Here is a 22,653-nt window from a genome sequence, read left to right on the forward strand (position 1 = left end):
CATGAACGCCGTCCTGAAGTCCGTTCGCGCCGCGACGTGGTGGATCACCTCCGTCATGGGTGATCACGACTACGAGCGTTTCGTCGAGCACCGGAACCGGGTCCATCCCGGGCATCCGGTGCCGTCCGAGCGCGAGTACTGGAAGGCACGTCATGCGGAGGCGGACGCGAATCCGGGCGCACGCTGCTGCTGAGATCATGACGGGGTGACGTCGCCGCGCTGGACCCTCGACACCTCCGAGCTGCCGTACTCCGCTCCGTACGACACGGGGTGGATGCGGTGGTTCCTGGCGGGTCACGCGGTTCCGGGCATGGAGACCTTCACGGACGGCGTCTACCGCCGGGCTCTGCGCCTCGATCACGGCCCCGCCGTCGTCACGTGCCGGTTCGTCCCGGGTGACGGTGGCGCGGGAGTCGTCCGGGTGGAGACGCGAGCCCGGGACGAGTCGGACGTCCCCACCGCGCTGTCCCGAGTGCGGCGGGTACTGGCCCTGGACGTCGACGCGGCTCCCGTCGACGCTGCGCTCGCGGCAGATCCTGCGCTCGCCGCGTCGGTGGCCGCGGCCCCGGGGATCCGCGTTCCCGGGGCGTTCGATGCCGCGGAGGTGCTTCTTCGCACGATGATCGGTCAGCAGATCTCGCTCGGTGCCGCGGCCACGCACACCGCCCGGCTCGTCGCGGCCCTCGGGGATCCGGTGGGCGACGACGAGGGCGAAGCCGACCACGGCATCACTCGCCTGTTCCCCACTCCCGAGGCCGTGGCCACACGCGGCACCGAGATCCTCACCGGTCCGGCGCGGCGGGTCGCCGCGATCGCGTCGACGGCCGACGCTCTGGCATCGGGCGCCGTGGACGTGCGCCACGACGGCGACGCGGCCACCCAGGAGCGTGCACTGCTGGCACTGCGCGGTGTCGGCCCGTGGACCGCCCGCTACGTGTCGATGCGGTTGCTGGGCGACCCCGACGTGCTGCTCGACACCGACCTGGTGGTCCGGCAGGGCGCGGCCCTCCTCGACATCGATCTGTCGGACACCGCCCACTGGTCACCGTGGCGGTCCTACGCCTCCATGCACCTGTGGCGTACTGCCCTTCTCGCCCGCGGGCTCACCATCGGGTAGTCCCTCCGTCGCCATGCGTGCGGAATCGGCTTCCCGGGTACAGTCACAGCGCGTTCGACTCTGCGTTCGCCGCATCATCGTCAGACGAGAGGACACACGTGAGCGAGAACGCGCCCACCACTTCCGCAGGCTCCGCGTCGGGCCGTGATCGCAGCGACCTGTTCGGCGCCGGCGGACTCTGGCTGGCCAAGTGGTCCGCCGTGCTCCTCGTCGTCTCGGCAGCGCTGTGGATCGCCGGCTGGCTGGTCGGCCAGCTGTGGGTGATCATGCTCCCGGTTCTGCTGGCACTGGTGGTCGCGACGGTGCTCTGGCCGCCCACCAGGCTGCTGCGCCGCATCGGCTTTCCGCCCGCGCTCGCCGCGTTGACCACACTCCTCGGCTTCCTCGCGGTTCTCGCCGGTGTGGTCGCGTTCATCGTCCCCTCCGTCATCAGCCAGGCTCCCGATCTCGCGGACAGTGCCACCCTCGGCGTCTCGCAGGTCCAGGAGTGGCTCGAGGGCCCGCCCATCAATCTGGACGACGAGCAGATCGACAGCGCCGTCGAAGCCATCGTCACGCAGCTGCAGGACAGCGGCACGGCGATCGCCTCGGGCGTCTTCGCCGGCGTCGCCACCGCCGGGTCGATCCTGGTCACGCTCGGTCTGGTGCTCGTCCTGAGCTTCTTCTTCATCAAGGACGGCCCGCGCTTCCTCCCCTGGCTGCACGGACTGGCCGGACGCAAGGCCGGTGGTCATCTCGCCGAGGTACTCCGACGGGTGTGGGACACCCTGGGTGGCTTCATCCGTACCCAGGCCATCGTCAGCGCGATCGACGCGATCTTCATCGGCATCGGCCTGGTGATCCTCGGCGTGCCGCTGACCCCGGTGCTGATGACGCTCACCTTCCTCGGTGGCTTCATCCCCATCGTGGGTGCCTTCGTCGCCGGTGCCCTCGCCGTCCTGGTCGCGCTGGTGGCCAACGGGTTCACCACCGCGGTCATCGTCCTGGCGATCATCCTGGCCGTGCAGCAGATCGAAGGCAATGTCCTGCAGCCGATCCTGCAGAGCAAGTCGATGAACCTGCATGCCGCGATCGTGCTGCTGGCCGTCACCGCCGGCGGTTCCATCTTCGGCATCATCGGGGCGTTCCTCGCGGTCCCGGTCGCTGCGGCCACCGCGGTGCTGCTGCGCTACATCAACGAGCAGATCGAACTTCGGTCCGACGAGGATCCCGGCGCGAACGACATCGCCGAACGCATCCACGACGATCTCGGCACACCCGGTGACGACGCGCCCGTCGTCGTCCACGACGAGAAGACCCGATACGCGCCGGCGCCCTCGGACCAGTCCGACGACGTGGCACCGACTCCGATCGACGTCGACACGCACGAGGACGACGAGAAGAAGGACGACTGAGCGGTCACACTCCCGCGTGCACTCGTACCGTGGATCCGTGACGTTCGCGGATCACCTCGAGGCGTGAGGGGACCCGGTCACGGATCTCGTCGACGTGACTGACGATGCCCACCGTGCGCCCACCGGACCGGAGTTCGTCGAGGACTCCCATGACGGCGTCCAGTGATCCCGAGTCGAGGCTTCCGAACCCCTCGTCGATGAACATCGTGTCCAGGGTGATGCCGCCCGCCTCGGCCGCGACGACGTCGGCGAGACCCAACGCGAGCGCGAGCGACGCGCAGAATGCCTCGCCGCCCGACAGGGTGCCCGCCGACCGGACCACTCCGGTGTAGTCGTCGCGTACGTCGAGACCCAGCCCGCCGCGGGTGCCTCGGGGGCCCACGTCGTCGGAGTGCACGAACTCGAACCGGCCCTGCGACATCAACCGGAAGCGCACGGATGCCGCGGTGGCGACGTCCTCGAGCCTCGCGGCCAGCACGTAGGACCGCAGCGACATCCGGCGCGCGTTGGCGCCCTTGCCGGCCACCACCTCCGCCAGCTGCTCGAGTTCCGCGTGCTCGAGGCGGGCAGGTCCCAGACGGTCCGCAGCGGCCCACAGTTGGGCGACGAGGTCCTCGAGCATGCGTAGCCGACTGTCGGCGTCTCCGGCCGAGGCGATGGCCTCGTCCAGCAACCCCCGCAGTCGGATCTCCTCCGCATCGACGGCAGCGGTGTCGACGGTCTCCCCCACCATCGCCTCCGCCACGTCCGGCTCCGTGAGCACGGCCGCAGCCGCGGAGCGCTGCTTCTCGGCGTCGAGAACGGCGTTCTCCAGCACCGTGCACCGGGCCCTGTCACGGACCGCCGCCAGGGCTTCCGTGACCTCGGTGAATCCGTGCTCGCGCGCGCACTCCAACAGGTCGGTCTCGAGCCGCATCACCGCCTGATCGGCCGAGTCGGCGTCGCGGCGCGCATCGCGCCACGCCACCGCGGCTGCGATGGCCGCGTCGAGTGCGGCACGCCGTTCCGCCACGGTGGACGTCGTCCCCACGGCGGCCGTGATGCGCGCGGTCGCCTCCGCGATCCGAGTCTCCAGCGCCTCCGTCCGCCCGCGAGTGGCGCCCAGTTCGGCCGTGATCGCGTCGGCCCGCACCCGCAGACCGGCGGTCTCCTCGTCCAGCGCCGCCAGCGAGGTGTCGATCGCCGCGAGACGATCCGCGGCACGCCGCGCCTCCGCCAGTGCCGTCGTGGCCGCGTCCAGTTCGGCCGCGAGTTCCGCTGCGGTGCGATCCGCGCACCGGGTCGCGAGCTCGTCCACACGCTGTCGGCAGCGCTGCACCGCGGCGTCCGCCGTGGTGCGTTCCGCCTCGGCTGCACCGACCCGCTGTCCCGCGCGGTTCTCGTCGTCCCGGGACACCCGCCCCGCGGTCGGAGATGCGGGCGCCGGATGTTCCGTCGCGCCGCAGACTCCGCACGGGGCGCCGTCCTCGAGTCCCGCCGCGAGCTCCGCGGACATCCCCTCGAGACGGCGTTCCCGCAGGTCCAACCATTCCGTGCGCAGATCGTCGTAGCGGGTCCGGGCACGCTCGGCCGTCGTCACGGCCGCCGCGAGGCGCTCGGACTCGCGAGCCCACTCGACGTGTGCGCGTGCCGCGTCCTCGGCACCGTGATGCCGCGCCTCCAGGCCGGCGAGACCCGCACGAGCCGCGACGGCTACTCGATGCTCGGCGTCCAGTGCCGCGCGCTCCTCGGGCACCGCGTCGAGACGTACCCGTACCGCCCGCAGGTCCGTCTCCAGACCGCGCACCCGGGCGACGGCGCGTTCCCGATCGGCCACCGCCGTCCTTCGATCGGACTCGTCGCCGGCGACACTGTCCAGCACCGCGCACTCGCCGCTCCACCGGTGCACCGCGGCATCGAGCACCTCCGCATCGGCAGGACGGGGCGGCCACGACAACGTCCCGACCAGCACGGCGGCCTCGGTCTCGGCAGCCGCCCGCTCCCGGCGCCGCATCGTCGCGGCGGCGGCGGTCGCGCGCTGACGGTGCTGGTCGAGGGTGACGGCGCGATCGCGCACCGGCAGCGCCCGACGCGCACGGTCCAGCTCAGCGATCTGCTGCGCGCGCTCGGCGTCGCCGTCCGCCAGCACCGTGAGTCGCGCTGCTGCCGCGGCCCCCCGTTCGCGTGCCTCCCGGCGGCGGTGCGCGATCCGAGCGGTCTCACGAGACGCTGCGTGTTCGGCGCGCGCTGTCCGCAGATGCTCCGTGCGCCCACGGGCCAGCTCTCGGGCACCGCCCAGAAGATCGGTCCCCCACTCCACCACGTCGGTGCCCGTGAAGAGGTCCACGCCGGCGGCGGTGGCCACCTGGGCAGCCAGTCTGTCGACGGACTCCGATCGCCCGGCGAGACGCTCCGCGCTGGCGCGACGCTGATCCTGGAACCACGTCTCGATGTCGCGGAACCGATCGGTGTCGAACAACTGCTCGAGCAGCGCACCCCGTTCCTCGTTGCGCGCCCGCAGGAACCGCGCGAAGTCCCCCTGCGGCAGCAGGACGACCTGGAAGAACTGGTCCACCCGCATGCCGAGCAGGCGCTCGACCTCGAGCGCGATCTCGTCGATGCGCGTCAGGTTCTCGCCCCGGCCGTCGTGCCACGTCAGCGTCGCCTTGGCGTTCTGTTTCGTGGTTCCCACCCCGCGCCGCTTGGGGCGCAGGAACTCCGGCTGCCGGACGATGGTGAGGCGGCGGCCACCCAACGTCGCGTCGAGTTCGACGCGCGGAACCACACCCGGCGCAGCGTGATCCGACAACAGGCGTCGACTCTCTCGGCGCGAGCCGGGGAGAACGCCGTAGAGAGCGAAGGCGATGGCATCGAGAACGGACGTCTTTCCCGCTCCGGTGGGGCCGTGCAGGAGGAAGAGGCCGTCGGCCCCGAGATCGTCGAAGTCGACGTCGACCGTGCCGCCGAACGGCCCGAACGCGGTGACCGACAACGCATGCAGTCTCACGCCGAGCGCACCCACTCGTGCTCGACGGGCGATGCGGACGTCGAATCCCGCTGACCCGTGACGTTCTCGACCGCACGATCGAGCAGCTCGACCTCGGACGACGAGGGCGCGCTGCGCACGTCCGCGAGGAAGCTGCTGAGCACCTCACGGTCCGACCTACCCTGCACCTTCTCGCGGTAGCTCCCGGAATCGACACCGGCCGGGCGCTTCCACTCGAGGTGCACCGCGTGCGGGAAACGCTCCTGCAGACGGCGCATCGCGTCGACGGGCCGCACCGCATCGGTGAGCACAGCGGAGACGTAATGCTCTGTCGCGGAATCGAACCGGTTCTCCGTGCAGAGCTCCTCGAGCGTTCCCTCCAGGACGGACAGGCCCCGCACCACCGGCAGATCGACGCGCGTGACGACGCGGCCACCCGAGCCGTCGATGTCGACGAGCCACGCAGCCTTGCGATGCGAACGCTCGCCGAACGAGTACGGCAGCGGCGATCCCGAGTACCGGATGTGGTCGTCGATGGTCTGCGGAGAGTGCAGGTGGCCCAGCGCGACGTAGTCGATACCGCCGAAGATCGAAGCCGGCACGGTCTCGACGCCACCGACGGAGATCGAACGCTCGGAACCCGTACCCTCGCCGCCGATCACGAAGGCATGGGCCAGCACCACCGAGCGGACCGACGAGTGCCGCGTCGCCAGATCGGCCGCGATGCGGCCCATCGCCGCCTGCAGCACCGCGGCGTGCGAACGAGCGCCGGGTACCCCGAGCTCGGCGCGGGTGGCGTCCGGCTCGAGGTACGGAATGCCGTAGAACGCCACGTCACCGTGCTCGTCCGCCAGCACGACCGGTCGGTCGACGGCGTCGACGGTGGTGAACAGATGCAGACCGCCGGCAGCGGAGAACGCCGACCCGGCACCGAGCCGGGCGGGCGAGTCGTGATTGCCCGACGTGGCGACGATGACGGCCCCCGCGTCGCGGATGGCCTCGAATGCCTTGTTGCACAGCCGGACCGCGTCCGCATTGGGCACCGCACGGTCGTAGATGTCCCCGGGAACCACGACGACGTCCACACTCTGTTCTCGGACGACGGTGGCGAGAGCCTCCAGAGCACGACGCTGATCGGCCAGCAGGTCGACACCGTGGAAGGTGCGCCCGATGTGCCAGTCCGAGGTGTGCAGGATTCTCATGTCGCCGACGCTAACGGAGACCTACGACAAAGACGCTCGGGCCGAAGGTGTGTCGGTACCCCGGTTCATAGTGAGCCTCATGACCGCCCTCACTGCCGTGACCACTCTCGTCACCCTTCTCGTCGGCCTGGGGTTGGGCTGGTGGTTGCGGGCCGCACGCGGCGACGTCGAACTCGCCCGTGCGGGTGAGCGGCTCGCGGTCTCCGCGGACAACGAGGAGACGCTGCGGCGGTCGTTGTCGCTGCTCAACGAGGACTCCGCGCGGCGGCACTCCGGCGCCATCGGTCACCAGGTCTCCCACCTGGTCGACCCGCTGCGGGAGGCAGTCGACGCACTCGAGGAACACGTACGGCTCGTCGAGCGCGACCGTGTTCACGCATACGCGGGACTGACCGAGCAGGTCGCCGGGATGCACCGCGCCTCGCGGCAGTTGGCGTCGCAGACGGACCAGCTCGTCACCGCGCTGCGGGCGCCACAGATTCGTGGCCGGTGGGGCGAGATCCAGCTCGAGCGGGTCGTGGAGCTGGCCGGCATGACGCGCCACTGCGACTTCGACACCCAGGTCGCCGCACCCGGCGTGCGCCCCGATCTGGTGGTCAAGCTCGCCGGTGGCAAGCGCATCGTCGTCGACGCCAAGGTTCCGCTGGTCGCCTTCCTCGACGCGAGCGCCGAGCAGGATCCCGAGACCATCGATCGGCATCTCGAACGCCACGCCAAGCACCTGCGCACACACGTCGACCAGCTCGCCGACAAGAAGTACTGGCACGCGTTCGACCCGTCGCCGGAATTCGTCGTCCTCTTCGTTCCGGGCGATCCGTTCCTCGATGCCGCGCTGACGCGCGACCGCGGCCTGCTCGAACACGCCTTCTCCCGCAACGTGGTGCTCGCCACCCCGACCACTCTCATCGCCCTGCTGCGGACCGTCGCCTACACGTGGAAACAGGACGCACTGGCCGAGGACGCCGCTCGCGTGCGTGTGCTGGGCCGTGAGCTGTACGAGCGCCTCGGCACGGTCGGAGCCCACGTGGATCGCTTGGGATCACAGCTGGGCAAGGCCGTGGACTCGTTCAACGCAGCGGCGGGATCGTTGGACGCACGGGTCTTCGTCACAGCACGCAAGCTGCACGAGATGTCCCTCTTCGACGGCGAACCGCCGCAGGTCACGAGTGTGGACCAGCGGCCACGAACCATGACCGCGACTGCGATGGAGGGCACCTCGTCGACGTGTCGCGGGCATGCCGACGACGCAAGTTGTTGAATCAACGCTAACCTCGCTGTGTGTCTTCCCCCCAACGCGCACGCTCGGGAGTGCCTCTCGACCAGCGCTCCGCTGTGCCGTCGGTACCCGGAATCCCCGCATGGGGCGCCGTCGCGGTGGCAGTGGGCGCAGCCGTCCTGGGCTTTCTCGTCGATGCCATGCGTGGCGACGAGCTGGGATCGACGTTCGCCGTCCTGTACGTGCTCGGTGCACTCATCGCCGTGGTCGCGGTCCGCCATCGTGGACTCTTCACCGCCATGGTGCAGCCGCCGCTCATCATGTTCCTCGGCGTCCCCATCGCATACCAGATCCTCACCGACGGAGCGGGCACCTCGATCAAGGACATCGTCCTGACCGTCGCCGTGCCGCTCGTCGATCGCTTCCCGCTCATGGCGCTGACCACGCTGTTGGTCCTCGGCGTCGGTGGCGCCCGGCTCGCGCTCGATCGTCGCCCCACTCCGGTCCGGAAGCCGGCGCGCGCAGCGCGACCGGCCGCGGCAGCGCGTGACGCCGCACCCCGACGGTCGCGCTCCGAACGTCCCGCCACTCGCGAGACGGCGGGACGGGCGGAGGAACGCCGCAGGACCCGCCAGGAACCGCGGACGGACGCACCCGACGCTCGACACGACCGCACCCGCCGTGCACGGCCCGCCGCACCGCAACCGCGCGAGGAGTCACGCGCTGCTCGGCCCGCCCCGCGCGCCTACGAGGGCCAGGTCGCGGCTTCCGACAACGGTCGCCCACGGGTAGCTCGCCCCCGGTACGAACCCACGCCGTACGAACCCCGGCGCACCGGTGCGGAGAATCTGTCGCCGTACCCCGCACCACGGGTGCGCTACCGCGACCGGGACTGATCTCCCGGCCGCGGTCGGCTCACACCCGGCTGGTGGTCCGCAGCTCGCGAGGAAGCGCGAAGACCAGCGTCTCGTTGGCCGTCGTCACCGACTTCACGTCGCCGAAGCCATGTGTCTCGAGCAGGTCCAGCACTCCACGCACCAGCACCTCCGGCACGGATGCGCCGGACGTGATGCCCACCGTCCGGACGCCCTCGAGCCAGGCGAGGTCGATGTCCTTGGCGTAGTCGACCAGGTAGCTCGCGCGCGCGCCCGCAGCGAGGGCGACCTCGACCAGACGGACGGAGTTCGACGAGTTCGTCGACCCCACCACGATCACCAGGTCGCATTCGGGCGCCATAGCCTTGACCGCCACCTGCCGGTTCTGGGTGGCGTAGCAGATGTCGTCGCTGGGCGGATCCTGCAGGTTGGGGAACTTCTCCCGCAGTCGCGCGACAGTCGTCATGGTCTCGTCGACACTCAGCGTGGTCTGCGACAACCAGATGACGCGGTTCTCGTCCCGGACGGTGACGGCGTCGACGGAATCCGGCCCGTCCACGACCTGCACGTGGTCCGGGGCCTCGCCCGCGGTGCCCTCGACCTCCTCGTGACCCTCGTGGCCGATGAGCAGGATGTCGAAGTCGTCGCGAGCGAACCGCTTGGCCTCCTGGTGCACCTTCGTCACCAGTGGGCACGTCGCGTCGATGGTGCGCAGGTTCTTGGCGGCCGCGGACTCGTGGACCGCCGGTGATACACCGTGCGCGGAGAACACGAGCAGTGCGCCGTCCGGCACCTCGTCGGTCTCGTCCACGAAGATGACGCCCTGATCGGACAGCGTCTCCACCACGTGGCGGTTGTGCACGATCTCCTTGCGCACGTAGATCGGGGCGCCGTGCTTCTCGAGCGCCTTCTCGACCGTCTCCACCGCTCGGTCCACACCGGCGCAGTACCCGCGCGGCTCGGCGAGCAGAACGCGCAGCGGGCCGTCGTAGACCTCACCGGTGACCGCCGGCCGGGCGATACCCAGCTCGAGCGGGATGGCGGAGGAGGTGGTGGAGGACGAGGACACCGGAAGAGCCGAAGACATACCACGAGGATACGGGTAGTCGGGTGGGCGTCGCTTCCCGCGCACGTCGACTGGGAAAAATGCGCGACGTGGGGCACTCTGTGAGACATGATCCGTCCACCCTTCGCCGCCCGCGTCGCGCTCGGAATCGCCGTGACCGTCGTCGAGGAGGCTCGGCGTCTCCCCACCACCGCCATCTCCCTGCCGATGACCGCCGTGAGCGAGGTCCTCCAGACCGCGATGCGTCTGCAACAGACCGTCACCGAGCTGGCCATCAAGGGCGACCAGGTGTTCTCCCTGATCGGCTCCCGCCCGGTCGAGACCGCGGAGTGGGCGACCTTCGACGACGACGCGGACGTCGCACCCGCGCGGTACACGCAGGTGCCGCTGTCCACCGAGCCCGAGCCGGTCGGTGACCCGGCCGGAGAGATCGACGTGCCGGAGCCCGGTGCGCCCGCAGGGCGGTTCGCCCTGTACTCGACCCCGCCGTCGGAGATCGAGACGACCGAACCCGTTCCGGCCCCGGCTCTCGCGACCGCGCCGACCGCGACTCCCGAGATCGTGGAGTACCTCGACTACGACGCCCTGACGCTGGCTCAGTTGCGTGCCCGTCTGCGGTCGCTGTCGGTCGAGGACCTCACGTCACTTCTCGAGTACGAGACGTCGGCCTCGGACCGCGCGCCGTACCGGACCATGCTCGAGAACCGCATCACCACCGCCCGAGCGAAGTGATTCTCGGACCACGATGACCACGGCCGCCACCAGCACCGCCGAGAACCCGCTCCCCGTCCGCACGGTCGCGACGAAGGTCGCCGGGTGGATCGATCGCCTCGGCAGCGTGTGGGTCGAGGGCCAGATCACGCAGATCTCGGTGCGTGCGGGAACGCGCACGGCGTTCCTGACGCTCCGCGACCCGTCCGCCGACATGTCGCTGTCGGTGACGTGCTCACCGATGCTCATCCAGAACTCTCCCGTGCCGTTGACCGAGGGCGCTCGCGTCATCCTCTACGGCAAGCTCAGTTTCTTCACCGGTCGCGGCACACTGTCGTTGCGCGCCACGGAGATTCGAGCGGTGGGAGTCGGCGAGCTACTCGCCCGCATCGAGCGCCTGCGCGGTCTTCTCGCGGCCGAGGGACTGTTCGATCCGCGGCTCAAGCGGCCGCTCCCCTTCCTGCCTCGTGTCGTCGGGCTCGTCACCGCACGCGCCAGTGCTGCCGAACGCGACGTGCTCAGCGTCGCGGAACGGCGGTGGCCCGCGGTGCGCTTCGAGGTTCGCAACACTCCCGTGCAGGGCCCGTCGGCGGTGCCCGGCATCCTGCGGGCGCTGGCCGAGCTGGACGAGGACCCCACGGTCGACGTGGTGATACTCGCCCGTGGCGGCGGCAGTGTCGAGGATCTGCTGCCGTTCTCCGACGAGGCGCTCTGCCGCGCGATCTCCCGTGCGACGACGCCGATCGTGAGCGCCATCGGACACGAACCCGACAGTCCGCTCAGCGATCACGTGGCGGATCTTCGTGCCGCCACCCCCACCGATGCCGCCAAGCTCGTCGTGCCCGACGCCGTGGCCGAACGGGAACTGGTCGCCGAGCTGCGGAGCCGCAGCGCCGCAGCGCTCCGCAGTTGGGTGCAGCGCGAGGCGCGCGCACTGGACGCCCTGCGGCACCGGCCCGTGCTGGCCGATCCCCTCTCCGCGGTCGCCCGCCGCGAGGAGGAGATCGCCGAGATGCGCCGCGTCGTCCGCCGCGACGTGGAGCGCGCGGTGTCGCGAGAGGCGACGACGGTGGAGCACATGCGCGCGCGTCTGACCACGCTCGGACCGGCGGCGACTCTGGCGAGGGGCTACTCGGTGGTGCAGCGCATGGTCCCCGGATCCGACCCCGAGGTGCTCCGGTCGGTCGACGACGCCGCGCCGGGTACGCAGCTCCGGGTCCGCGTCGCGGACGGCGTGGTCACGGCCGTCACGATGGGTCGCAGTTCCGCCACCTGACTCGTCCGCTGTCGGACTCTCGAGGCAGCATGGGGACTCATGAACGAGACACCGATCGCCGAGCTGGGCTACGAGGACGCGCGCGACGAGTTGGTCGACGTGGTCAAGCTGCTCGAGCAGGGCGGCCTGGATCTCGATGCCTCACTGGCGCTGTGGGAGCGCGGCGAAGCACTGGCGACGCACTGCGAGCAGCACCTGGCCGGCGCGCGCACGCGCATCGAGAAGGCGCTGGCCCGCGACGAGGAGTGAGCGAGCGCGTCAGCGCTTGTCGAGTACCGGAGCCGTCGCCGTGGCGGATGCCAGCGCGACGAACTCCTCCTGCGACCCGGAACCGGTGAGCATCGCGCGGGTGTCGCCGAGATCGGCCACCCAGTACGGTTCCGTGTCGTCGTTGCCGTAGACCACCCAGTTCAGCCCGGCGATGGCCTCCGCGCCGCCGGCGGACACCCGTGATCCCTCGGTCTTCGAGCGGACCAGCTCGTCCTCGGAGGCGTCGCTCTGGGTGAGCGAGAGGAAATTGCCGTTCTCGGTGACGAAGCCGACGGTGCTGGACTGGAACTCCGAGCCCGAGACAGGGCCACGGTTCGCCGAGTTCGGGATCCACTGATCGGGCACGTCGGGACTGCGCACCGGGAAGGTCAGCGCATTCGCGTCCGCCTGCAGGGACGCCCCCAGATCGATGCGAGGAACCTCACCCGCCTCGGGGCCGCCCACACGCAACGAACACTGACCGGCGATGGCCGCGATCACCAGGCATGCGAGAAGAAGCGGGATCAGGGACCAGGCCATGTCCTTGTTGTTCTGCAGGTACCTGGGTTTCTTGTCGGCCACCTCTCCAGTATCGCACCGAGCGCGCGGGGGCTCGCCATCCGCGCAGCTCCGCGCTTCCCCCGGCAGGCCGGGGCCGTGCGACTAGTGCGACAATCACGCCGAGTCTTTTTCGCCCGAGTCGATGTTCATTCCGTGCGGACGACGCCCGTCAGTCGGGCTGCGAACCGCGCCATGTGCAAGGAGGCACAGCCCCATGACGGCCAACACCGACGTTCCCACGCAGATGGCGCCGGATCGAAACCTCGCGCTCGAACTCGTCCGCGTCACCGAGGCCGGGGCGCTCGCGTCCGGACGTTGGGTCGGCCGCGGCGACAAGGAGGGTGGCGACGGCGCTGCCGTGGACGCCATGCGCCAGCTGGTGAGCTCGGTGTCGATGCGCGGCGTCGTGGTCATCGGAGAGGGCGAGAAGGACGAGGCGCCCATGCTCTACAACGGCGAGCAGGTCGGCAACGGCAACGGTCCCGAGGTCGACTTCGCCGTCGATCCCGTCGACGGCACGACGCTGATGGCCAAGGGCATGCCCAATGCGATCTCCGTGCTCGCGGTGGCCGAGCGCGGTGCGATGTTCGATCCGTCGGCCGTGTTCTACATGGAGAAGATCGCCGTCGGCCCCGACTACGCCGATGCCATCGACATCACCGCTCCGGTCGCCGAGAACATCGCCCGGATCGCGAAGATCAAGAAGGGGTCGTCCTCGGACGTCACCGTGTGTGTGCTCGACCGTCCCCGCCACACCGAGCTGATGCAGCAGATCCGCGACACCGGTGCCCGCATCCGGTTGATCTCGGACGGTGACGTCGCCGGCGCCATCGCGGCCGCCCGCCCCGATTCGGGCACCGACATCCTGATCGGCACCGGCGGCACGCCCGAGGGCATCATCGCCGCGGCGGCCATGCGCTGCATGGGGGGAGCACTGCAGGGCCGGCTCGCCCCGACGGACGACGACGAGCGCCAGAAGGCCGTCGACGCAGGCCACGATCTCGATCGCATCCTGAACACCAATGATCTGGTCGCCGGGGAGAACGTCTTCTTCACCGCGACCGGCGTCACCGACGGCGATCTGCTGCGCGGAGTGCGCTACTCCGGCGGCGGTGCCCACACGCAGTCCATCGTCATGCGCTCCAAGTCGGGCACCGTGCGGATGATCGACGCGTACCACCAGCTGAACAAACTGCGGGAGTATTCGTCCGTGGACTTCGACGGGGACACCTCCGGCGCCGTCCCGTCCTTCTGACGCGCACTCCGACTTCCCGACCCATCTACCGAGGCACGAGGTACATGACAGACAACGATCAGCAGTTCCGCATCGAGCACGACACGATGGGAGAGGTTCGCGTACCCGTCGACGCGCTGTGGCGTGCGCAGACACAGCGCGCCGTCGAGAACTTCCCCATCTCGGGCCGCCCCCTCGAGCGCACCCAGATCCGCGCGATGGGGCTGCTCAAGGCCGCATGTGCACAGGTCAACAAGGACCTGGGTCTGCTCGATGCGGACAAGGCCGACGCCATCATCGCGGCGGCCGGCGAGATCGCGGACGGCAAGCACGACGATCAGTTCCCCATCGACGTGTTCCAGACCGGCTCGGGCACCAGCTCCAACATGAACGCGAACGAGGTCATCGCGAGCATCGCGAAGAACGCGGGCGTCGAGGTGCACCCCAACGACCACGTCAACATGTCGCAGTCGTCCAACGACACGTTCCCCACCGCGACGCACGTCGCCGCGACCGAGGCCGCGGTCACCAGCCTGATCCCGGCCCTCGAGTACCTGCACACCGCTCTGGCGGCCAAGGCGACCGAGTGGAAGACCGTCGTGAAGTCGGGCCGCACCCACCTCATGGACGCGGTGCCCGTCACGCTCGGCCAGGAGTTCGGCGGCTACGCACGTCAGATCGAGGCCGGCATCGAGCGCGTGCAGTCCACGCTCCCCCGCCTCGGCGAACTCCCCATCGGCGGCACCGCCGTCGGCACGGGTCTCAACGCCCCCGACGGCTTCGGCCCGAAGGTCGTGACCGAGCTGGTGAAGTCGACCGGTGTCGACGCCCTCACCGCGGCGAAGAACTCGTTCGAGGCCCAGGCGGCTCGTGACGGTCTGGTCGAGGCGTCGGGCGCGCTGCGCACCATCGCCGTCTCGTTGACCAAGATCGCCAACGACATCCGCTGGATGGGATCGGGCCCGCTCACCGGTCTCGGCGAGATCCGGCTCCCCGACCTGCAGCCCGGCAGCTCGATCATGCCCGGCAAGGTCAACCCGGTTCTCCCCGAGGCGGCCACCCAGGTGGCGGCGCAGATCGTCGGCAACGACGCGGCGATCGCATGGGGCGGCGCAGCCGGAGCCTTCGAACTCAACGTCTACATCCCCATGATGGCGCGCAACCTGCTCGAGTCGTTCACGTTGCTCGCCAACGTCTCCCGCCTGTTCGCCGACAAGTGTGTCGACGGCCTCGTCGCCAACGAGGAGCACCTCAAGCAGCTCGCCGAGTCGTCGCCGTCCATCGTGACACCTCTCAACAGTGCGATCGGCTACGAGGAAGCTGCGGCCGTCGCCAAGCAGGCCTTGAAGGACAAGAAGACCATTCGCGAGGTCGTCCTCGAGCGTGGACTCGTCCCCGAGAAGTTGTCGGAAGAAGAACTCGACAAGCGCCTCGACGTCCTGGCGATGGCCAAGGTCCAGGACTGACCCAGCACTCCCCGCCCCGCATCACGGCGAAACGCTGTGGTGCGGGGCGATCAGGAGGAGTGTGACGTGTCATGACACGAACTGCACTGGCACTCCTCGGCGGCGCCGCCGCGATCGGCGCGGCGCTGGCCGCCCCCACGCTGGCGTCCGCCGGACCCGTTCCCGACGGCGTCTACGTCGGCACCACGCCCGAGGGCGCTCCCGTCCCGCTGTGGGACGGCAAGACCATCACCGGCGACACGACGGTCAACCGACTTCTCGGCGTGAACGCGATCCCGGGCGACGTCTACCGCGCCCCGAGCATCGCGACCGGGGCCGACGTGGTCCACGTCGACTACTCGCGCCTGTCCCCCGCCTTCGGAGCCGTCTTCCACGACGAGATGACGCGCGACGCCGTGAACCCGAACCGTTGGAACGGCACCGTGTACTTCGTCGGTGCCGGTCAGCCGGTGGTGGTGGGCGGGTTCGCGATCACGCGCTGATCAGGACGCGGCAGTGGCGAGTGCGCTCTCGAGCTCCGCGCGGGCCGCGAGGCCGTCCTCGCCGAGGCCGTCGAGGGTGAACACGTTCCACGCCTCGAGCAGGGGCTTGATCACCTCTTCGGTCTCGATGGTGCGGTCGTAGAGCCCGATGCCGGCGAGCAGTTCGGCGCTGCCACCGCGGCCGGGGAGATCGACGGTGGGGACCGAGAAGGACGCGACGGTGTCGGCGATGGCGCGGACGGCGCCGTCGGCATCGACGCGGATCGCGGCGGAGACCAGGTCGGTGAAGAGCGTGGTCTGCAGCTCGTCGTCCTCGGCGATGCGGTCGAGGATACTCGACAGGAGAGCGTCCTGCGACGACGCGGAGGCGCGACGGTGGCGCACGGCCGCTGCGCGCTCGTCGAGGGCGAACTTGGCGAGGATGTGCAGCACGTGCAGAGACGGTGCGGAGTAGCCGGTGGTCATGTGCTCGATGCGCACACGCTCGAGATCCACTGGGTCGACCGCGCGAGTCGTCATGAGGTAGTTGCGCAGCACGATGGCGTGCCGGTTCTCCTCCGCGGTCCACCGGCCGATCAGCTTCCACCAGACGTCGCTGCTCCGGAGAGCGAACGCCAGGTCGCGGTGGTACTCGGGCAGGTTGTCGGCGACCAGCACGCTGACGGTGGCACCGACGACCTCGGCGTCACCGAGCGTCACCTGCTCCGGAGACCAGTCCTCGCCGCCGAGGAACGCGAAGTTGCGACCCGAGTCCCACGGAACGTAGTCGTGGGGCTGCCAGTCCCGAGCAGCGTCGATGTGCTTCTGCAGCAGGTGCGCGGCATCGGCTTCGAGCTCGCTCAACAGGTCCTGGTCACTCTTCGGCATCACAGCAGCATAACGGCCGTAGGTGTCCACTCCGAACCTTCGGACCGCGCGACGCGGATTCCGGTGATCTCCCTGACAAAGAGGTCGGTGATAGTTCGGCGTCACACCGCGCCGGGCGGTCCGTGCCGCCCGGCGCGAACGGTGACTCAGGCCGGCCCGAACTCCTCGAGCATCTCGGTGACCAGTGCGGCGATGGGCGAGCGCTCCGAGCGGGTCAGCGTGATGTGGGCGAAGAGAGGGTGCCCCTTCAACTTCTCGATCACGGCGGCGACACCGTCGTGGCGTCCGACCCGCAGGTTGTCGCGCTGCGCCACGTCGTGCGTGAGCACCACGCGTGAGCCCGTGCCGAGCCGCGAGAGCACCGTCAGCAGGACGTTGCGTTCCAGCGACTGCGCCTCGTCGACGATGACGAACGAGTCGTGCAGCGACCGTCCGCGGATGTGCGTGAGCGGCAGCACCTCGAGCATGCCGCGTGCGGTGACCTCCTCGATGACCTCCGGACTCGCGAGACCGTCGAGCGTGTCGAACACCGCTTGCGCCCACGGGCCCATCTTGTCGCTCTCGCTGCCGGGCAGGTAGCCGAGCTCCTGGCCGCCGACCGCGTACAGCGGCCGGAACACGACGACCTTGCGATGGGTCCGTCGTTCGAGCACCGCGTCGAGGCCCGCGGTGAGCGCGAGCGCGGACTTGCCGGTGCCGGCCTTCCCGCCGAGCGAGACGATGCCGATGCTCTCGTCGAGCAGCAGATCCAGGGCGACGCGCTGCTCGGCGGACCGGCCGTGCAGGCCGAACGCCTCACGCTCGCCGCGCACCAGCTGCACCTGCTTGTTCGCCGTCACCCGACCCAACGCGCTGGACGTGCCGCCGAGCAGTCGAACACCGGTGTGGCACGGCAACTCTCGCGCTTCGTCGATGTCGGCGAATCCCTCGGCGAACAGGCCGTCGATGGTCGCGCGCGACGCCTCGATCTCGGCCATGCCCGTCCATCCCGACGGGACGACGTCGTGAGCGTGGTACTCGTCGGCCGGCAGACCCACCGCACCGGCCTTGACGCGCAGCGGGATGTCCTTGCTGACCAGCACCACGTCCTTGCCCTCGGCGGCGAGGTTCAGTGCGCACGCGAGGATCCGCGAGTCGTTGGAGTCGGTCCGGAAGCCGACGGGAAGAACAGCGGGGTCGGTGTGATTGAGCTCGACCTGCAGGGTGCCGTTCTCGGTGCCGATGGGCACGGGCTGATCGAGGCGCCCGTGGCGGATCCGCAGGTCGTCGAGCATCCGCAACGACTCGCGCGCGAACCACCCCAGTTCGTGATGATGCCGCTTGCCCTCGAGCTCGCTGATGACGACGAGTGGAAGGACGATCGCGTGCTCGGCGAACCGAGTCACGGCCCAGGGGTCCGAGAGCAGAACCGAGGTGTCCAGCACGTAGGTGCGGACGGAAGAACCGGAGCGAGCTGCAGTCACGTGGGGCTCCTAAGGACGCGCGGTCACCGCGCATCCGTCGATCGCTGGACCGGTCGATCCCGACACCGCAGGGACCGGGGCCGGCCCCTCCCGACCGAATGACTCAGTCATGTGTGAGGACCTCCCGTACGGACGGCTTCCCCGCCACCCGCACTGCTGACGCTAGACCGGATCGGGGGCGCAGGCTCGGCGACACGTGGGGACGTGTGGGTGAACTCTGCGTTACACGCCCGTGCGCCTTTCGCGCATCCAGGAGTATGCAAAAGGCGCACGGGGCCGAAGGCCACGGTGTTAACTTCGGCCGATGCAGAACGCGCAGGAAATGCAGCAGCTCAGGGGAACCCACGGCACCGTCGCCTACCGTTCCTGGCCGTCCACCACGCCGGGATTCGTCGCGCTGCTCGCGCACGGGTACGGCGAACACTCGGGTCGCTACGGCCACCTGGCGTCGACCCTGACGTCGGCCGGAGCGGCGGTGTACGCCCCCGACCATCACGGGCACGGGCGGTCGGACGGGACGCCCGCCGAGATCACGGACGTGGACGGCATCGTCGCCGATCTGCACTCGATCGCGGACATCGCCCGCGGCGAGCACCCCGATCTACCGGTGATGCTGCTGGGCCACTCGATGGGCGGTCTCATCGCCACGCGCTACGCGCAGACCCACCCCGGCGAGCTGGCGGCACTCGTGCTGTCCGGTCCGCTGGTCGGGCAGAACCCGGCCTTCTCGATGCTGCTGTCGATGGACGAGATCCCCGAGATCCCGATAGACCCGTCCGTGCTGTCCCGCGACCCCGAGGTCGGCGCCGCGTACCAGGCGGACCCGCTGGTCTACCACGGCCCCTTCGCGCGCGTCACCCTCGAGACCTTCACGGCCGCGGTGGAGACGGTGTCGTCCTCCGGCACTCTCGGCGACCAGCCGACGTTGTGGCTGCACGGCGGCGACGATCAGCTGGTGCCGCTGGAGCCGACGACCGAGGCGATGCGCTCACTGCGCGGCCCGTCGTTCGAGGAGAAGGTCTACCCCGGTGCGCGGCACGAGATCCTGAACGAGACCAACCGCAGCGAGGTCGAGTCGGACATCCTCGACTTCCTGGGCCGCGCCGGCCTGCCGCTCACTCGCGACTGAGGTCGCGGACGATCGACGAGTAGAGGCCGGGGCGGCGGTCCACCAGGTAGGGGTTGTCTCGATGGGCCGCCGCCACGACCTCGGTGTCCACCGTGCCGAGAATCAGGCCGGTCTCGTCGTCGAGTCGGTCGATCACCTCGGCGTCGGGGCCGACGATGCTGCTACGGCCGACGTAGGTGGTGGCGCGCTCGGTTCCGACGTGGTTGACGTACGCGACGTAGAGCTGGTTCTCCCATGCGCGCGTGCGGATGACGACGTCGGCCACGAATGTGAACGGCACCATCTGCGCGGTGGGAACGAGCAGGGCGTGCGCGCCCGCGAGGGCCGCGGCTCGGACGTTCTCGGGGAACTCGACGTCGTAACAGATCATCAGACCGAGCCGCACCCCGCGGAAGTCGACGACCGTCACCGAGTCGAGCCCGGGCGAGTACCACTCCCGGTCGAGCTCACCGTAGAGGTGCGACTTGCGGTGCTGCGCAATCACACTGCCGTCCGCATCGACGAGTGCGACCGTGTTGTACACCGCTCCCGCCTCGGTCTCCGGCAGACCCACGAGCAGCGCGATGCCGCGGCGGCGCGCCAGTGCGCACACCTCGGAGAGAAGGTCCCGTGACGTCAGGTCACCGAGGCGATCGCCGATGTCGTACCCGGTCACGAACATCTCCGGCGTGACCAGGAGGTCGGCTCCGCGCGCCAGAGCCGCCCCCGCGGCTCCGTCGAGTTCCGCGAGGTTGGCGTCGACGTCACCGGGTGACCCCGCCGTCTGCAGACCCGCCACGGTGAGCCGCATGTCGGATCAGCTCAGCAGTCCCCAGCCCTCGAGTCCCTCGTACAGCGGGAAGTCGTGGGCGAGCGTGCTGACGCGACCACGCAGGTCGTCGTTGGCCTCGCCGGTGGCGAGCGCCGTCGCGATGATGTCGGCGACCTCGGTGAACTCGGCCTCGCCGAACCCACGGGTCGCGAGCGCCGCGGTACCGATACGCAGACCGGAGGTGACCATCGGCGGGCGCGGATCGAACGGCACCGCGTTGCGGTTCACGGTGATGCCGACCTCGTGCAGCAGATCCTCGGCCTGCTGGCCGTCGAGCTGCGAGTTGCGCAGGTCCACCAGCGCGAGGTGGACGTCGGTTCCGCCCGTCAGCACCGAGACACCCTTGTCGGAGACGTCGGCGCCTGTCAGCCGCTCCGCGAGCAGCGACGCACCGAGCAGGGTGCGTTCCTGACGCTCCCGGAACTCGGGAGTGCCGGCGATCTTGAAGGCGACGGCCTTGGCCGCGATCGCGTGCATGAGCGGACCGCCCTGCTGGCCGGGGAACACCGCGGAGTTGAGCTTCTTCGCCCACTCCTTCTTGGCGAGGATGATGCCCGAGCGGGGCCCACCGAGGGTCTTGTGGACGGTGGAGGACACGACGTCCGCGTAGGGCACCGGCGACGGGTGCACACCGGCGGCGACGAGCCCGGCGAAGTGCGCCATGTCGACCCACAGAAGCGCACCGACCTCGTCGGCGATGGAGCGGAACGCGGCGAAGTCCTGGTGCCGCGGGTAGGCCGACCATCCGGCGATGAGCACCTGTGGGCGTGCGTGCAGCGCCTGCTTGCGCACCTCGTCCATGTCGATGCGGTGGTCTTCCTTGCTCACACCGTAGGACTCGACCTCGTAGAGCTTGCCCGAGAAGTTCAGCTTCATGCCGTGCGTCAGGTGGCCGCCGTGCGCCAGGTCCAGACCCATGATCTTGTCGCCCGGGTTGATCAGAGCCATGAGAACGGCGGCGTTGGCCTGGGCGCCCGCGTGCGGCTGCACGTTGGCGAACTCGGCACCGAACAGCTCCTTCGCCCTGGTCCGAGCCAGATCTTCGACGATGTCGACGTGCTCACACCCGCCGTAGTACCGACGACCGGGGTAACCCTCGGCGTACTTGTTGGTGAGGACGCTGCCCTGCGCCTGGAGCACCGCGCGGGGAACGAAGTTCTCCGACGCGATCATCTCCAGGGTGTCGCGCTGGCGTCCCAGCTCGCCGGCCATCGCCGCGGCGACCTCGGGATCCACCTCGGCGAGGGAGGCGGTGTCGATGTTGGTGGCAGAGACGGGCGCAGCAGTCATGCCGCCGAGTCTAATGCCCGTGATCAGCGCAGTTGAGACGGGATGAGGGGTTCGTCGAGCAGCCGCTCGAAGCGGTCGGCTCGGCCGTCCGCCGAGTCGGCCCGGTGAAGCCACGAGTGCAGCAGGCGATACCCCTCGACATAGGTGCTGGTGTAGGCACGCCAGAGCGGTGAGGACAGGAATCGCAACATCTGACGGGCGCGTTCCGGTGTCGCGAGCGACCACTGCCCCAGGAACGCGGCCACGTCGTCCTGGCTGCGGTGCTCGTCGTGCAGCAGCAGCGCGGCGTCCTGACGCACCCCCAGCAGCTTCGCCGACGCGGTCTGCAGCGCCTCGGCGCGTTCCCCGTCGAATCGCAGGCCGAGGTCGGCGTAGATCTCCTGCGCCCACACTCCCCAGCCCGGCCCGACGATCGACTCGAGCGCCAGGTCCGCGAGGCCCTCGGCCATCAGGCACTGCGGAGTGTTGACGACGAAGAGCGTCTGCTCCGCCTGCCCGGCACCGCGCACGAGCCCGGCCTCCTTGCGGCAGTGCTCGGTGTGGTGGCCCGGGTACGACTCGTGTGCGATGAGATGGGGCAGATGCGCCATGTGCTGCTTGAGGTCCGAGTTGATCGCGACGGTGGACCGGTAGTCGCCCAGGTAGTAGTTGAACCCGGACCACGGCTTGTCGCCCACCACCTCGTAGGTGACCTTCTCGGTGTCGGGCAGCGGGTACCGGCCGCGCACCTTGTCGCGCAACGCACTGGAGAACGCCTCGACGCACTCGGCGAGCCGCTCGGGCGAGATCTCGTCGGCCACGCGGTGAGCGCGCACCCGCTCCCCCAGTGGCCCCGCCCCGGCCAGCACCTCGTCCATCAGGCGATGTGCCTCGCGGTAGTCGTCGGTGTCGCCCGGTGCGATCGCGACGTCGAAGTAGTCGTGCACCTCGTCGACGAATCCGATCTCGTCACCGGCCAATTTCCGTGCCGACGTCTCGAGCGCGCGCAGGTGGACGTCGAGGAACGCGGCGCGGTCCTCGGAGAGCCCCGACGAGGGCAGTTCGGTCCGCAGTTCCGCCGCCCGCCGCGCCAGCGCGCGGGGTTCGGGCGGGGGCGCGTTCTCGACCTGGCGTCGCAGAGCGGGGTCGCCGGTGTAGGCGTCGACGAACCCCTCCTCGAGGCGATCGAAGGACAACCCCAGCACGAGGTAGTCGTGGACGAGGGTGTCGGCGTGCATGACGCTCGACTCTAGTCACGCACCACCCGGCTGTCGGTTCGCCGGAGCCACCCAGCACAATT

21 protein-coding genes are annotated in these 22,653 nt (G+C 69.8%); 12 read left to right on the top strand and 9 right to left on the bottom strand.

Annotated features, from left to right (window positions below; translation table 11 throughout):
- The first annotated feature begins 1 nt into the window (after window position 1).
- The 3 genes from HQ306_RS02455 (at window position 2) to HQ306_RS02465 (ending at window position 2,511) form a co-directional block, all read left to right on the top strand.
- Window positions 2–193, top strand: a complete 192-nt coding sequence (locus HQ306_RS02455; RefSeq protein WP_051612930.1) for a YbdD/YjiX family protein — start codon at window positions 2–4, stop codon at window positions 191–193.
- 12 nt (window positions 194–205) lie between these two features.
- Window positions 206–1,117: a DNA-3-methyladenine glycosylase gene (locus HQ306_RS02460; protein ID WP_056447382.1), complete on the top strand. Its 912-nt coding sequence runs from the start codon at window positions 206–208 to the stop codon at window positions 1,115–1,117.
- A gap of 98 nt (window positions 1,118–1,215) precedes the next feature.
- Window positions 1,216–2,511, top strand: coding sequence for an AI-2E family transporter (locus HQ306_RS02465; protein ID WP_082544615.1), 1,296 nt, complete (start codon window positions 1,216–1,218; stop codon window positions 2,509–2,511).
- A gap of 4 nt (window positions 2,512–2,515) precedes the next feature.
- Here HQ306_RS02465 and HQ306_RS02470 read toward each other — a convergent pair whose 3' ends face one another.
- Window positions 2,516–5,497, bottom strand: a complete 2,982-nt coding sequence (locus HQ306_RS02470) for an AAA family ATPase (RefSeq protein ID WP_222627438.1) — start codon at window positions 5,495–5,497, stop codon at window positions 2,516–2,518.
- On the bottom strand, window positions 5,494–6,678 hold the full coding sequence (locus tag HQ306_RS02475; protein WP_051612932.1) for an exonuclease SbcCD subunit D: 1,185 nt from the start codon (window positions 6,676–6,678) through the stop codon (window positions 5,494–5,496). The genes HQ306_RS02470 and HQ306_RS02475 overlap by 4 nt, the downstream gene beginning before the upstream one ends.
- A gap of 79 nt (window positions 6,679–6,757) precedes the next feature.
- Between HQ306_RS02475 and HQ306_RS02480 the strand changes: the two genes are divergently transcribed.
- Window positions 6,758–7,936 (top strand): DNA recombination protein RmuC, encoded by a 1,179-nt coding sequence (locus tag HQ306_RS02480; protein ID WP_222627440.1) that lies wholly within the window; start codon window positions 6,758–6,760, stop codon window positions 7,934–7,936.
- Window positions 7,937–7,956: 20 nt separating this feature from the next.
- Complete coding sequence (locus HQ306_RS02485; RefSeq protein WP_261769676.1) at window positions 7,957–8,790, top strand: DUF6542 domain-containing protein; 834 nt, start codon at window positions 7,957–7,959, stop codon at window positions 8,788–8,790.
- Window positions 8,791–8,809: 19 nt separating this feature from the next.
- On the opposite strand, the gene HQ306_RS02490 is transcribed toward HQ306_RS02485, so the two are convergent.
- Complete coding sequence (locus HQ306_RS02490) at window positions 8,810–9,856, bottom strand: 4-hydroxy-3-methylbut-2-enyl diphosphate reductase (RefSeq protein WP_051612934.1); 1,047 nt, start codon at window positions 9,854–9,856, stop codon at window positions 8,810–8,812.
- A gap of 87 nt (window positions 9,857–9,943) precedes the next feature.
- Here HQ306_RS02490 and HQ306_RS02495 point away from each other — a divergent pair, with 87 nt between their 5' ends.
- Genes HQ306_RS02495 through HQ306_RS02505 form a run of 3 tightly spaced genes read left to right on the top strand, consistent with a single transcriptional unit; the run spans window position 9,944 to window position 12,071 of the window.
- Complete coding sequence (locus HQ306_RS02495) at window positions 9,944–10,567, top strand: lipid droplet-associated protein (protein ID WP_027503920.1); 624 nt, start codon at window positions 9,944–9,946, stop codon at window positions 10,565–10,567.
- Between the two features lie 13 nt (window positions 10,568–10,580).
- Window positions 10,581–11,822 carry an exodeoxyribonuclease VII large subunit gene (xseA, locus tag HQ306_RS02500; RefSeq protein WP_056447374.1) on the top strand — a complete coding sequence of 414 codons (1,242 nt, stop codon included), beginning with the start codon at window positions 10,581–10,583 and terminating at the stop codon, window positions 11,820–11,822.
- 39 nt (window positions 11,823–11,861) lie between these two features.
- A complete protein-coding gene (locus tag HQ306_RS02505) occupies window positions 11,862–12,071 on the top strand; it encodes an exodeoxyribonuclease VII small subunit (RefSeq protein WP_027503922.1) in 210 nt (69 codons plus the stop codon).
- Window positions 12,072–12,080: 9 nt separating this feature from the next.
- Here the strand turns inward: HQ306_RS02505 and HQ306_RS02510 are convergent, their stop codons facing one another.
- Window positions 12,081–12,653 carry a DUF4245 domain-containing protein gene (locus tag HQ306_RS02510; protein ID WP_027503923.1) on the bottom strand — a complete coding sequence of 191 codons (573 nt, stop codon included), beginning with the start codon at window positions 12,651–12,653 and terminating at the stop codon, window positions 12,081–12,083.
- A gap of 193 nt (window positions 12,654–12,846) precedes the next feature.
- Here HQ306_RS02510 and glpX point away from each other — a divergent pair, with 193 nt between their 5' ends.
- From glpX to HQ306_RS02525, 3 genes are all read left to right on the top strand, one after another.
- Window positions 12,847–13,887: a class II fructose-bisphosphatase gene (gene glpX / locus HQ306_RS02515; RefSeq protein ID WP_027503924.1), complete on the top strand. Its 1,041-nt coding sequence runs from the start codon at window positions 12,847–12,849 to the stop codon at window positions 13,885–13,887.
- Between the two features lie 44 nt (window positions 13,888–13,931).
- Complete coding sequence (locus HQ306_RS02520; protein WP_027503925.1) at window positions 13,932–15,332, top strand: class II fumarate hydratase; 1,401 nt, start codon at window positions 13,932–13,934, stop codon at window positions 15,330–15,332.
- Window positions 15,333–15,403: 71 nt separating this feature from the next.
- Window positions 15,404–15,814 carry a hypothetical protein gene (locus HQ306_RS02525; RefSeq protein ID WP_222627442.1) on the top strand — a complete coding sequence of 137 codons (411 nt, stop codon included), beginning with the start codon at window positions 15,404–15,406 and terminating at the stop codon, window positions 15,812–15,814.
- Here the strand turns inward: HQ306_RS02525 and HQ306_RS02530 are convergent, their stop codons facing one another.
- A complete protein-coding gene (locus HQ306_RS02530) occupies window positions 15,815–16,681 on the bottom strand; it encodes an acyl-ACP desaturase (protein WP_027503927.1) in 867 nt (288 codons plus the stop codon).
- A gap of 146 nt (window positions 16,682–16,827) precedes the next feature.
- The gene (locus tag HQ306_RS02535; protein WP_027503928.1) at window positions 16,828–18,144 is read right to left on the bottom strand and encodes a PhoH family protein; all 1,317 of its coding nucleotides are present in this window, start codon (window positions 18,142–18,144) and stop codon (window positions 16,828–16,830) included.
- A gap of 304 nt (window positions 18,145–18,448) precedes the next feature.
- Here HQ306_RS02535 and HQ306_RS02540 point away from each other — a divergent pair, with 304 nt between their 5' ends.
- Window positions 18,449–19,273: an alpha/beta hydrolase gene (locus HQ306_RS02540; protein WP_261769679.1), complete on the top strand. Its 825-nt coding sequence runs from the start codon at window positions 18,449–18,451 to the stop codon at window positions 19,271–19,273.
- Here the strand turns inward: HQ306_RS02540 and HQ306_RS02545 are convergent.
- The 3 genes from HQ306_RS02545 to HQ306_RS02555 are packed head-to-tail and all read right to left on the bottom strand — an operon-like array spanning window position 19,260 to window position 22,591.
- Window positions 19,260–20,063 (bottom strand): carbon-nitrogen hydrolase family protein, encoded by an 804-nt coding sequence (locus HQ306_RS02545; protein ID WP_222627444.1) that lies wholly within the window; start codon window positions 20,061–20,063, stop codon window positions 19,260–19,262. The two genes, HQ306_RS02540 and HQ306_RS02545, sit on opposite strands and share 14 nt — an antisense overlap.
- 6 nt (window positions 20,064–20,069) lie before the next feature.
- Window positions 20,070–21,374 (bottom strand): serine hydroxymethyltransferase, encoded by a 1,305-nt coding sequence (glyA, locus tag HQ306_RS02550; protein WP_222627446.1) that lies wholly within the window; start codon window positions 21,372–21,374, stop codon window positions 20,070–20,072.
- A gap of 23 nt (window positions 21,375–21,397) precedes the next feature.
- The gene (locus HQ306_RS02555) at window positions 21,398–22,591 is read right to left on the bottom strand and encodes a DUF885 domain-containing protein (protein WP_222627448.1); all 1,194 of its coding nucleotides are present in this window, start codon (window positions 22,589–22,591) and stop codon (window positions 21,398–21,400) included.
- Window positions 22,592–22,653: the final 62 nt, after the last annotated feature.

Origin of the sequence: Rhodococcus sp. BP-160 (assembly GCF_019836205.1) — a bacterium.
Classification (GTDB): Bacteria; Actinomycetota; Actinomycetes; order Mycobacteriales; family Mycobacteriaceae; genus Rhodococcoides.